This is a genomic window from Variovorax sp. GW821-FHT09D07 (genome assembly GCF_059416345.1).
In genome coordinates, this window is sequence record NZ_JBWKOY010000011.1 from 25,942 (window position 1) to 38,330 (window position 12,389).

At 69.4% G+C, this 12,389-nt stretch carries 7 protein-coding genes; 3 read left to right on the forward strand and 4 right to left on the reverse strand.

Annotated features, from left to right (window positions below):
* Nucleotides 1-31 precede the first annotated feature (31 nt).
* From AC07OX_RS27980 to AC07OX_RS27995, 4 genes are all read right to left on the reverse strand, one after another.
* Nucleotides 32-406: a YXWGXW repeat-containing protein gene (locus AC07OX_RS27980; protein ID WP_159279682.1), complete on the reverse strand. Its 375-nt coding sequence runs from the start codon at nucleotides 404-406 to the stop codon at nucleotides 32-34.
* 112 nt (nucleotides 407-518) lie between these two features.
* Nucleotides 519-1,853 carry a GDSL-type esterase/lipase family protein gene (locus AC07OX_RS27985; RefSeq protein WP_495262912.1) on the reverse strand — a complete coding sequence of 445 codons (1,335 nt, stop codon included), beginning with the start codon at nucleotides 1,851-1,853 and terminating at the stop codon, nucleotides 519-521.
* A 66-nt stretch (nucleotides 1,854-1,919) separates the two neighbouring features.
* Entirely contained in the window at nucleotides 1,920-5,216 is a 3,297-nt protein-coding gene (locus tag AC07OX_RS27990) for a carboxyl transferase domain-containing protein (protein ID WP_495262911.1), read from the reverse strand.
* Nucleotides 5,217-5,229: 13 nt separating this feature from the next.
* Nucleotides 5,230-6,873, reverse strand: coding sequence for an AMP-binding protein (locus AC07OX_RS27995; RefSeq protein ID WP_495262910.1), 1,644 nt, complete (start codon nucleotides 6,871-6,873; stop codon nucleotides 5,230-5,232).
* Between the two features lie 85 nt (nucleotides 6,874-6,958).
* Between AC07OX_RS27995 and AC07OX_RS28000 the strand changes: the two genes are divergently transcribed.
* The 3 genes from AC07OX_RS28000 (at nucleotide 6,959) to AC07OX_RS28010 (ending at nucleotide 12,344) form a co-directional block, all read left to right on the forward strand.
* Nucleotides 6,959-7,639 carry a TetR/AcrR family transcriptional regulator gene (locus AC07OX_RS28000; RefSeq protein WP_495262909.1) on the forward strand — a complete coding sequence of 227 codons (681 nt, stop codon included), beginning with the start codon at nucleotides 6,959-6,961 and terminating at the stop codon, nucleotides 7,637-7,639.
* Between the two features lie 33 nt (nucleotides 7,640-7,672).
* Nucleotides 7,673-8,932: a branched-chain amino acid ABC transporter substrate-binding protein gene (locus tag AC07OX_RS28005; RefSeq protein ID WP_495262908.1), complete on the forward strand. Its 1,260-nt coding sequence runs from the start codon at nucleotides 7,673-7,675 to the stop codon at nucleotides 8,930-8,932.
* A 193-nt stretch (nucleotides 8,933-9,125) separates the two neighbouring features.
* Entirely contained in the window at nucleotides 9,126-12,344 is a 3,219-nt protein-coding gene (locus AC07OX_RS28010; RefSeq protein WP_495262907.1) for a bifunctional cytochrome P450/NADPH--P450 reductase, read from the forward strand.
* The last annotated feature ends 45 nt before the right edge of the window (nucleotides 12,345-12,389 follow it).

The following is a 12,389-nucleotide window of genomic DNA, read 5'->3' on the forward strand; positions in this document are numbered from 1 at the left end:
CCGTTGGCGCGCCGCGCGCGCTACATCTCAATCAATTGCGATACGGGTTGTCCGGACGCCGGTCCTGGCGGTTCGGCACGCCGTCGCCGTCGCGGTCCCAGCGGCCGCGGTTGTATTCCCAGCGGCCATTGTTCTCGCGCCATTCCGGCGCGCGGTAGGCATAGCCCGGGCGGGCGCGCACGTACATGCCGCGCACCCACACATGGCGACCGCCACGCCACTCATAGTGGCCCGGCGACCACACATAGCCGCGACGCGGCGGCGGCATGCGCTCGTAGCGCGGCGGGGGCGGCGGCCCCTGGATGGTGATCACCGCCTGCGCCTGCGCGGCCGTGGGAACGGCCAGGGCGCCCACCGACAGCAGCGAAGCGGCACCGATGGAAAGAGCGACTGCGAGTGTTTTCATGAGAAAGCCCCATGGTTGTTGGAGGAGCCTTCATGCTGCCGGGACCGTGTGAAGCGCCTGTAAGCGCTGCGCGAAATCTTGTGTAGAGCTGTTTCGCTGCCGCAGACGCGCTTTATTCCTGCAATTCGCGCAGGTCGATGGCCGCGGCCATAGCCGCGTGGCCGGCGCGGTTGGGATGCAGGTGATCGCCGCTGTCGAATGTCGGATTCAGCTGACGCGGCGCCGCAGGGTCGCGCAGCACGGCATCGAAGTCGATCACGCCGTCCACGTCCTGGCGGCTGCGCACCCAGCGGTTCACGGCCTCGCGCATGGCCTCGTTGGCGTCGGTGCCGTAGATCGTGTTGCCGAAGGGCGGCACGGTGCCCAGCAGCACCTTCACGCCCTTGGCGCGCGCCTGCTTGACGAGCTGCCCCAGGCCCTCGGTGACACGCTCGGCCGTGGGCACGTCGTGCGACGGCACCTTCAGGCCGGGGATGCCCGCGAAGATGGCGCGGCCGATGTCGTTGGTGCCCAGCAGCACGATGACGTGCGTCACGCCGCTCTGGCCCAGCGCGTCGCGCGCAAAGCGCGACAGGCCGTCGGGGCCGATGCCGTTCACCAGCAGCCGATTGCCGCCTATGCCTGCGTTGATCACCGACACCGCGTGCGCGGCCTGCGGGCTGTCACGCAGCCGCGTGGCGAGCATGTCAGGGTACGAACCGTCGCCCGACTCGCCACCGCCCGCGGTGATCGAGTCGCCGAACGCAACGACGGTGCGCACAGGTCGGGTGGTGAGCACATCGAGCCCTGTCACGATGTGGCTCATCGGCAGCGCCACCGCCTTCGACAGCCGGGGCGCCGAGACGGCGTTGCCTTGCGCCAGCCAGCCCGTGTCGCTGGACAGCAGGTACATCGTGGCGAACGGTGTCGCGCGGTCGAGAAAAAGACTCACGGCCACGGCCTGGCCCGCCGCAACGTTCAGCGCCACGCCGTCGCTCCATGCTTCCGCGCCCGGCGCCACGGTGACGGTGGCGCGGCCGCCGAAACGCAGCGTGCGCAACGAGGCCGGCGAGATGGCGTCGCCGCCCGTGCCCAGTGCCACGGTGGCGGCGGCGATGCGCAGCGGCGTCTTGCCGAAGCGGTTCGACACCCGCACGCGGATGCGCTCGCCGTCGATCGTCGGGCGCATCATCTGGCGCAAGGTCTGGCCGCGGAACACATGGTCGCCCGGCCCGCCGATGGCGGCCGTGGCGGGGTTCGCGTCCAGCTCGGCGAAGTCGAGCACCGCCACGGCCCAGCTCGCCACCCAGCGCGCTTCGGCCGGCTGGCGCGCCGCCTGCTCGACCTTCTCCGCCCACACCGCCTGCACGCCCACGAGCAGCACCGCAAGGCCGAGAACGGCCATCCAGTGTGCAGGGGAAAAGGCGGCGTCGCGCAGTCGGACGCGCCAGCGGGCAGGAAGCTTCATGCGTGCAAAAGCGGCCCAGTGTACGGAGCCGCCTTGCCCGCGCCAGTGACGAGGTCTAACCTAAAGTTACCAAGTGTCGACGTACGCCGAGACCGCCTCGGCTGGCCGCGTCGCCGAGGCCAGGCCGCGCACCAGCCAGGTGCGCGTGTCGGCCGGGTCGATCACCGCGTCGATCTCCAGCGTCTGCGCCATGTGGATCGCTTCGCCGTTCGCGTACTGCTGCGCCACCAGTTGCTTGAAGAGCGCGTCGCGCTCGGCGCCTTCAGGCACGGCCGCGAGTTCCTTGCGAAAGCCCAGTCGCACCGCGCCTTCGAGGCCCATCGCACCGAATTCGCCGGTGGGCCAGGCCACGGTGAACACGGGCGCGTCGAAGCCGCCGGCGGTCATGGCCTGCGCGCCCAGGCCGTAGCCCTTGCGCAGCACCACCGCGAAGAAAGGCACGCGCAGATGCGAGGCCACCATGAACATGCGGCACACGTGGCGCACCTGCGCCTGCGCCTCGACCTCGGGCCCGACCATGAAGCCGGGCGTGTCGCACAACGACACGATCGGTAACCCGTGGGCATTGCACAGTTGCATGAAGCGTGCGGATTTGTCGGCCGCCTCCACGTCGATCGCGCCGCCCAGGTGGTGCGGGTTGTTCGCCATCAGGCCGACCGGCTTGCCCTCGATGCGCGCCAGCGCCGTGACGATGCCCGCGCCGAAGCCCGCGCGCAACTCGAGCAGCGAGCCGGTGTCGGCCACGCCGCGCATCGCGGCGCGCACGTCGTACACGCGCAGCCGGTTCTCGGGCACGACGTGGCGCAGCGTGCGCGGATCGGCGCACTGCCAGTCGCTCACCGGACCCTGGAAGTACGACAGGTACTGCTTCGCAGCCGCCACGGCTGCAGCTTCGTCCTCCACCAGGATGTCGATCACGCCGTTGCGCGACTGCACGCTGCTCGGCCCGATCTGCTCGGGCGCGAAGGTGCCCAAGCCGCCGCCTTCGATCATCGCGGGGCCGCTCATGCCGATGTTGCTGCCCTTGGTGGCGATGATCACGTCGGCGCAGCCCAGCAGCGCCGCGTTGCCCGCGAAGCAGCGCCCATGCACGATGCCGACCACCGGCACCTTGCCCGACAGCGCCGCGAACTGGCTGAAGGTGTGGTTGTTCAGGCCCGCGACGATCGGCATGTCGGTGTCGCCCGGCCGCCCGCCCCCGCCCTCGGCGAACAGCACCACCGGCAGCTTGAGCTGGTGTGCCACCGCGAGCAGCCGGTCGGTCTTGTGGTGGTTGCGCATGCCCTGCGTGCCGGCCAGCACGGTGTAGTCGTACGCGAGCACGGCGCAGCGCGATTTCTCGGACCCGAACTGCTTCGCGTTGACGCTGCCCAGGCCCGTCACCATGCCGTCGGCCGGCGTGTTGGCGATGAGGTCTTCGAGCGAGCGGCGGCGCGTCTGCGCGGCGATGGCGAGCGCGCCGTACTCGATGAAGTTGCCCGGGTCGCCGGCCATGTCGCACAGGTCGGCGATGTTCTCGCGCGCGGTGCGCCCGCCCTGCGCATGCCGCTTGTCGACCGCCGCCTTGCGGTTCGCATCGAGCGTGGGCGCATGGCGGTCGATGACCTTCTGCAGGTCGGGACGGATCGCGTCGAGGTCGTGCGCGACGCGCGCCTGCGCTTCGACGCCCTGCGCATCGACGGCCTCCAGTCGCACCAGCGACTGGCCTTCGACGAGGTAGTCGCCGGGTGCGGCCAGCAGCGCCAGCACGCGGCCGGCCACGGGCGCGTGCAGCAGGTGCTCCATCTTCATGGCCTCGAGCACGCCCAGCTGCGCGCCGGCGGGCAGCACGTCGCCCACCGCGACCTCGAACTGCACCAGCTTCGCGGGCATCGGCGCCTTGACGGTGAGGCCGTCGTCTTCGTCCTCCTCCTGCGTCGGTGCGCTCGCGGCTGCGGGCGCGGTCACTTTCTTCGTGTGCTTCTCGAACGCCTTCGCGTCGGCGAGCAGATCGCCCAGGTGCGCTTCCACGAAGCGCGTGTGCACCACCTGCGTCGCGAACTCGGGCCGCGCGGCAATGGCGCACAGCAGCGGCAGGTTGGTGGCGATGCCGTCGATGTGGCATTCGTCGAGCGCGCGCAGCGAGCGGCGCAGCGCGTCCGCGAAACGCGGCGACGGCGAATGCACGATGAGCTTGGCCAGCAGCGTGTCGTAGTGAGGCGAAGGTGCCAGGCCCGCATAGCCGTGCGTGTCGACGCGCACGCCGGGGCCGGCGGGCAGGTCGAAGCGCGCGAGCGTGCCGCCGGCGGGGCGCGCGTTGCCTTGCGCGTCGAGCGTCTCGGCGTTGATGCGCCACTGCACCGCGAAGCCGCGCTGCGGTGCCGTGCGGCCGGCCTCCACGCCGAGCGCGTCCAGCGTGTCGCCCGAAGCGACGGCGATCTGCAGCTGCACGAGGTCCAGCCCCGTCACCGCCTCGGTCACCGTGTGCTCGACCTGCAGGCGCGGGTTCGCCTCGATGAAGACGAAAGGCAGGGTGGTCGACGCGGCATCGACCAGGAACTCAAAGGTGCCGAGACCGCGATAGCCCACGGCCTTGGCCATGCGCAGCGCGGCCTGCGTGACCTGCGCGCGCAGCGGCTCGGGCAGCGAGGGGCTCGGCGCGATTTCGACCAGCTTCTGGAAGCGGCGCTGCAGCGTGCACTCGCGCTCGCCGAGGCTGGCCACGGCGTGGCCGTCGCCGAGCACCTGCACCTCGATGTGCCGAGCGTTGCGCATCAGGCGCTCGACGTACACGCCCTCGATGCCGAACGCCGCCTTGGCCTCGGACATGCAGCGCGCATGCGCCTCGGGCAACTCTTCGGCGTTCAGCACCGCGCGCATGCCGCGCCCGCCGCCGCCGCCGATGGCCTTCACCATCACGCCCGCGCCCTGCGCGTGCTGCTCGGCGAAGAAGGCCTGGGCCTGCGCGAGCGTCACCGCACCGGCGCTGCCGGGCATCACGGGCACGTCGCACTGCGCGGCCAGTTCGCGGGCGCGGGCCTTGTCGCCGAACAAGCCCAGCTGCTCGGGCGTGGGGCCGATGAAGACCAGGCCCGCGTCAGCGCAGGCCTGTGCGAAGTCGGCGCGCTCGCTGAGGAAGCCGTAGCCGGGATGCACCGCATCGCAGCCTTGCGCCTTCGCCACCGCGATCAACGCGGCCACGTCGAGGTAGGCCGAAGGGCCGGTCGCATCGAGCGCCACCGCCACGTCGGCCAGCTGCACATGCAGCGCGGCGGCATCGTCGCGCGCATGCACCGCCACGCTGGCGATGCCCAGGTCGCGCAGCGCGCGCACCAGGCGCACGGCGATCTCGCCGCGGTTGGCAATCAGAACTTTGGAAAACACGCGAGGAAGCCTTTCAGGTCTTGTCTTTGAGCAGGCGGCGCAGCACCTTGCCTGCGCCCGTGGTGGGCAATGCATCGATGAAGCTCACGGCGCGCGGCGCCTTGTAGCTCGCCATGTTCTCGCGCGCCCAGGCCACGAGCGCGTCGGCCTCGAGCGCGGCGCCGGGCTTGCGCACGATGAAGGCCTTCACGACCTCGCCCTTCTCGGGGTCCGGCTGCGCGATGACCGCCGCCTGCGCCACCGCCGGGTGCTTGATGAGGATGGTCTCGACCTCTTCGGGGAACACGCTGTAGCCCGAGACCTTGATCATTTCCTTGAAACGGCCGATGAAGGTGAGGTAGCCGTCGGCGTCGAGCTTGCCCATGTCGCCCGTGTGCACCCAGCCATTGCGCAAGGTGGCGGCCGTGGCTTCGGGCTTGTTCCAGTAGCCCTTGAACGAGCCGGCGCTGGTGAGCACGATCTCGCCGACTTCGCCCGTGGGCATGTCGGCCTGCGTTTCGGTGTCGATGATGCGGATGGTCACGCCCGGCACCGGCACGCCCTGCGTGCCCCAGCGCGGCGCCACGTGCGGCGTGTAGGTGTCGCAGGTGTGGGTTTCGCTCAGGCCGTAGGCGGCCTCGAACGAGCTGCAGTGGTTGGCGTGCGAGCGCCACTGCGCGGCCAGCGGCTCGGTGAAGGCGATGCCGAAGCTGGTCACGGGGTTCATCTTCAGGCTCGACAGGTCGAAGCCGGCGATGTCAGGCACCTGCATGCAGGCCACGTTCATCGGCGCGATGCTGTACCACCAGCTGACGTCGTAGCGGTCGATGGCCTGCAGCACGGCGCGCGGATCGAAGCGGTGCATCAGCACCGAAGCGGCGCCGCTGAGCACGGGCACGTTGACGCCCATGAGCATGCCGGCGATGTGGTACAGCGGCGCGATCGACAGCAGCACGTCGTCCGGCCCCACGCCGTTGCAGTCGGCCGCGGCGCGCGTCTTGAAGAGCGCGTTGCCGTAGCTGAGCATCGCGCCCTTGGGCAGGCCGGTGGTGCCCGAGGTGTAGGTCATGAGCGCGATGTCGTCCATGTCGATGGCGACGGGCTGCGGCGTGGCGCCGCTGCGCATCACGGCGAGGAAGTCTTCGCAGCCTTCGGGCACGCTGCGTTCGGCGGTGCGCTCGGCGGCCAGTTCGGCCGGCAGGTCGAGCGTGGGCTCGGCGGGCAGCAGGTCGGCGTAGTGCACCACGAACACATGCGCGAGCGCGCTCTCGGCCTGCACCTTGCGCACCACCGGCAGGAGCGGCGCGGCCGCGACGATCACGCGCGCCTTCAGGTCGTTGACCTGGTAGGCCAGCTCGTGCTCCTTGTTGAGCGGGCCGCTCGGGCAGACGATGGCGCCGATCTTCTGGATGCCGAAGTGCGCCACCAGGTACTGCGGGCAGTTGTTGAGGAACAGCACCACGGGTTCGCCCTTGGCCACGCCCAGGGCCTGCAGGCGCGCGGCGAAGGCGTCGCTCGCGCGGTCGAGCTCGGCCCAGCTCAGGGCCTGGCCGTACCAGAGGCAGGCGGTGGCGTCGCCGCGCGTGCGTGCGTGGTCGCGCAGGTAGGCATGCAGGGGCTGCTGCACGCGCGGCGGCAGTTCCTTCAGGCGTTGCGGGGTGGCGGGCGTTGTCTCCATGGCGTCACTTTCTCAGGGTTATCGATAGCCGCCTGCGCAGGGCCGGCGCTTGCCAATGCGGCATCGTGCACGAACAATCCTACCCATGGGTATAACTTCCGCGACACCGAACAAACCCTCTGCCACGCACACGGCGCAGCCGCACCTGCCGCAGGGCACGGGCCGCCAGCGCGCGGCCACGCAGGGCACCGACCTGCAGCGCGAGCGCATCCTGCAGGCGGCGGCGCAGCTGTTTGCCGCGCAGGGCTACGCCAACACGACCATGGCGCAGATCGTGCGCGAGCTGGGCGTGACCAAGCCCTTCGTGTACTACTACTTCCGCGACAAGCAGGAGATCTTCGAGACGCTGTCGTGGCGCCCCGCGGTCGACTGCTTCACCGCGCTCGACTTCGCCGCCGCCGACCCGCGCCGCGCGAGCGAGAAGGTGATGGAAGGCATCGAGGGGCTGATCCGCGCCACCATCGCGCACCACCCGGTGGCCTTCTTCGCGTACCGCGAGCCGCAGGTGTACCGCCCCGAGTACCTCGAAGCGCAGAAGAAGCTCGCACATCACTTCTATGACCTGCTGTGCCCGTTGCTCGAAGAAGCCCGGCGCGACGGCGACCTCGACTTCGACGAGACCAAGATCACCGCGCTCGCGGCCTGCAGCCTGCCGGGCTTTCTCTACAGCTGGTACCGCCCCGGCGGGCGCCTCTCGCCCGACGAGGTGGTGGCACAGCTCACGAAACTGGCCAGCCGCGTGATCGGGCTGCGCGCGAAGAACTGATCCCGTCTTTCACACACCCTCCGGAGACACTTCATGAAGCTCACGCATGCGCCCTTGGCGCGGATCGCCCTTGCCTCTCTGTTTGCCATCGCCGGCACGGCAGCGCAGGCCCAGCAGCCGACCTACAAGATCGCCTACATCGATCCGCTGTCGGGGCCGTTCGCCAACGTGGGCGAGCTGATGCTCATGCACACGCAGTACGCCATCGAGGACATCAACGCCAAGGGCGGCGTGCTCGGCGGCATGAAGCTGCAGCTGCTGCAGTTCGACAGCAAGCTCTCGGCGCAGGAAAGCCAGAGCGCGCTGCAGGCGGCCATCGACCAGGGCGCCAAGGCGATCGTCACGGGCGGCTCGGGCTCGTCGGTGGTGACGGCGCTGGTGCTGGCCGTGGCGCGCTGGAACCAGCGCAACCCGGGCAAGGAACTGATCGTGCTGAACCACTCCTCGATCGACCCCGAGATGACCGGCAAGGGCTGCAGCTTCTGGCACTTCCAGACCGAGGCCAACACGGCGATGAAGATGAAGGCGCTGGCCAACTACATCAAGAAGACGCCGGACGTGAAGAAGGTCTACCTGCTCAACCAGGACTATGCCCACGGCAAGCAGTGGGCCAGCTACGGCCGCCAGCTGGTGGGCCTGGCGCGCCCCGACATCCAGTTCGTCGGCGAGACACTGCACCCCATCGGCCGCGTGAAGGACTTCGCGCCCTACATCGCCAACATCAAGCAAAGCGGCGCCGACTCGGTCATCACCGGCAACTGGGGCCAGGACATGACGCTGCTGCAGAAGGCCGCGGGCGACGCGGGCTACAACCTGCGCTACTTCAACCACAGCGCGGGCTCGGTGCCGGGCACTGTCACCGCCGTGTCGCAGGCCAAGACGGGGCAGCTCACCTGGGTGGCCGAATGGCACCCGGGCCAGGCCGACACGCCGAAGGTCGACGCACTGGCCAAGGCCTACAAGGCCAAGACCGGCAAGGACTTCCTCGCACCGCGCATCGACCTGACACCGCGCCTGCTGGCCGCCGCCATCGCCAAGGCCGGCAGCGCCGACACGGTGAGGGTGGCGCGCGCCCTCGAGGACCTGAGCTTCGACTCGGTGGTGGGCCCGGTGCGCATGCGCGGCGAAGACCACCAGCTGCTGCTGCCGCAGGTGGTGAACACCATCGCGCCGGTGGACGGCAAGGCGGTGAAGACAGGCTGGGAAGGCACCAACTACGGCTTCCGCACCGATGCGGTCTATACCGGGAACGAGCTGGCGCAGGGCACCGACTGCAAGATGGTCCGACCCTGACTGAGTTCTTTCGGGGGACCTGCCCAGGCCACTGTGAATAGCGATCACGCTGACGGCGTGATCGCCCCCTGCGCCGCGTCATTGTTTCCTAGGGAAACCCCGTCCTGCCCACCCCCTGTGCCATCGGGATACTCCGGATTCGCATCCCGGACATCCGAAGCGGGTCCATACCGAAGGCACAACAAGGTACACCATGGCAGGAAAGAACTCGCTCCATCCGATCCCCCATCCGGCGAAGAAACCCTTCGTCGGCAATCTGCTGTCCATCGGCTCCGACTCGCCGGTGCTCGACATGTGGAAGATCGCGCAGGACCTCGGCGGCATCTACTGGCTCGACATGCCGGGCATGCCGGTGATCGTGGTGTCGTCGCCCGCGCTGGTCGACGAGCTGTGCGAAGAGCCGCGCTTCGACAAGAGCACGCGCGGCGCGCTGCGCCGGTTGCGCGCCGCGTCGCACGGCCTCTTCACCTCCGACACGCACGAAGAGACCTGGTCGAAGCCGCACAACATCCTGCTGGCCAACTTCAGCCAGCGCGCGATGCAGGCCTACCACCCGATGATGCTGGACATCGCGGGGCAGCTGGTCACCAAGTGGGAGCGGCTGAACTTCGATGAAGAGGTGGACGTGGTGCGCGACATGACCGCGCTCACGCTCGACACCATCGGCCTGTGCGGCTTCGGCTACCGCTTCAACTCGTTCTACCGCGAAGGCTTCCATCCTTTCGTCGATGCGATGGTGCGCACCCTGGAGACGGTGCAGAACCGGCGCGGCATTCCGCTCGAGGAGCTGATGCTCAAGAAGGAGCTGGCGCAGCAGCGCAAGGACATCCGCTACATGCACAAGATGGTGGAAGACATCATCGAGGAGCGGCGCGCCAGCGGCGCCGACATCGCCACCAAGCCCGACCTCCTGAGCTACATGATCGCGGGCGTGGACAAGAAGAGCGGCGAGAAGCTCACCGACAAGATGATCCGCGACGAGTGCATCGAATTCCTCATCGCGGGCCACGAGACCACCAGCGGCCTGCTCTCGTTCGCCATCTACTTCCTGCTGAACAACCCCGAGGCGATGGCCAAGGCGCAGGCCGAGGTCGACAGCGTGTTCGGCGGCGACACCACGCAAAAGCCCACCTACGCGCAGGTCAACCGGCTGCAGTACGTGATGCAGGTGCTGAAGGAATCGCTGCGCCTGTACCCGACCGCGCCCGCGATCTCGATGCGCGCGAAGGAAGACACCAAGATCGGCGGCCAGTACACGATCAAGAAGAACAACATGGTCATCATGCATGCGCTCGCGCTGCACCGTGACAAGGGCATCTGGGGCGAGGACGCCGACCAGTTCAACCCCGACCACTTCAGCCGCGAGGCCGAGCGCGAGCGGCCCGTGAACGCCTTCAAGCCCTTCGGCAACGGCCAGCGCGCCTGCATCGGGCGGCAGTTCGCCCTGCAGGAGGCAGTGCTCACGCTGGGCATGATCCTGCAGCGCTTCAACCTCGTCGATCACACGGGCTACAAGCTCAAGATCAAGGAAGCGCTGACGATCAAGCCCGAGAACTTCAAGATCAAGGCGCTGCTGCGCGACCCGGCCTCGCGCCCGCGCGGCACCGTGGAAGCGGCGGCCACGCCCGACACGCCGGCCAAGCCCGCCGCGCGCAAGCCGCAAGCGGCGCGCCACGGCACCTCGCTGCTGGTGCTGCAGGGCTCCAACCTCGGCACCGCCGAAGACCTGGCGCGCCAGCTGGCCGAGGCCGGCGAGCTGCGCGGCTTCTCGACCCAGCTGGCCTCGCTCGACGACTACGCCGAGCGGCTGCCGGCCAGCGGCGCGGTGGCGATCGTCTGCGCCTCGTACAACGGCGTGGCGCCCGACAACGCGGCGGAGTTCCACCGCTGGCTCGACAAGGCCGACGATTCGCTCAACGGCGTGCGCTTCAGCGTCTTCGGCTGCGGCAACACCGACTGGGCCGCCACCTACCAGGCGGTGCCGCGCCGCATCGACGAACGGCTCGAGGCGCTGGGCGCTGACCGCGTGCACGAGCGCGGCGAAGGCGATGCGCGCGAGGACATGGACGGCGCCTTCCAGGACTGGAGCGACGCGCTGTGGCCCGCGCTGGTGAAGACCTTCGACATCAAGAACGGCGCCGACACGCCGGCCGAGGCCGAGCCGCTGTACACGCTCGAAGAGCTGCCGCCGCCGCAGAAGAACGCGCTGGTCGATGCGCTGGGCGCCGTGCCGCTGCGCGTGATCGAGAACCGCGAACTGCAAAGCGCCGGCGCCAACGGCGAGGCCGGACGCTCCACGCGCCACGTCGAGCTGATGCTGCCCGAGGGCGTGAACTACGTGCCCGGCGACCACCTGAGCGTGGTGCCGCGCAACAGCCCGGCGCAGGTCGAGCGCGCGATGGCGCGCTTCGGTTTCGACCGCTCGGCGCACGTGCGCCTGTCGGCGGTGCCGGGGCGCAAGGCGGCGCTGCCGGTGGACCAGGTGGTCGCGGTCGATCGCCTGCTGGGCGACTACGTCGAGCTGCAGGACGTGGCCACGCGCAAGCAGATCGCCACGCTCGCGGCGCACACCGAGTGCCCGTTCACCAAGCCGAAGCTGCAGGCGCTGTCGGGCAGCGACGAGGCCTCGCAGGCCGCGTACAAGGCCGAGGTGCTGCACAAGCGCAAGTCGCTGTTGGAGCTGCTCGAGGAGCACCGTGCCTGCCAGGTGCCGTTCGCGGTGTTCCTGGAAATGCTGTCGCCGCTGTCGCCGCGCTACTACTCGATCTCCTCGTCGCCGACGATGACGCCGGGGCGCTGCAGCGTGACGGTGGGTGTGGTGAGCGCGCCCGCGATGTCGGGCAACGGCACCTTCGAGGGCGTGTGCTCCAACTTCCTGGCGCGCGCCGAGGCCGGCGACACGGTGCACGGCGTGATCCGCGAGACCACGGCCGAGGGCTTCCGCCTGCCGGAGGACGCAAACCGGCCGCTCATCATGATCGGCCCGGGCACCGGCCTGGCACCGTTCCGCGGCTTCCTGCAAGCGCGCGCGTCGCAGGTCGAACGCGGCGACGCGCTGGGCGAGGCGATGCTGTTCTTCGGCTGCCGCCATCCCGAGCAGGACTTCATCTACGCCGAAGAGCTGCAGGCCTGGTCGCACCGCGGCCTGATGAAACTGCACACGGCCTTCTCGCGCGCCGGCGACCGCAAGGTCTACGTGCAGGACCTGATCCGCGAACAGGGCGCGGCCGTGTGGAAGCTGCTCGAAGCCGGCGCCGTCGTGTATGTGTGCGGCGACGGCTCGCGCATGGAGCCCGACGTGCGGCGCACGCTCAGCGACCTCGCGCGCGAGCATGGGCAGGACAGCGCGGCGTGGATGGACCAGATGATTGCCGAGCAGCGCTATGTGCTCGACGTGTGGGCCGGGGCCTGAAGAACCAAGCCTGGAGCCCTAAAGAAGAAGACCGGCATTCGCCGG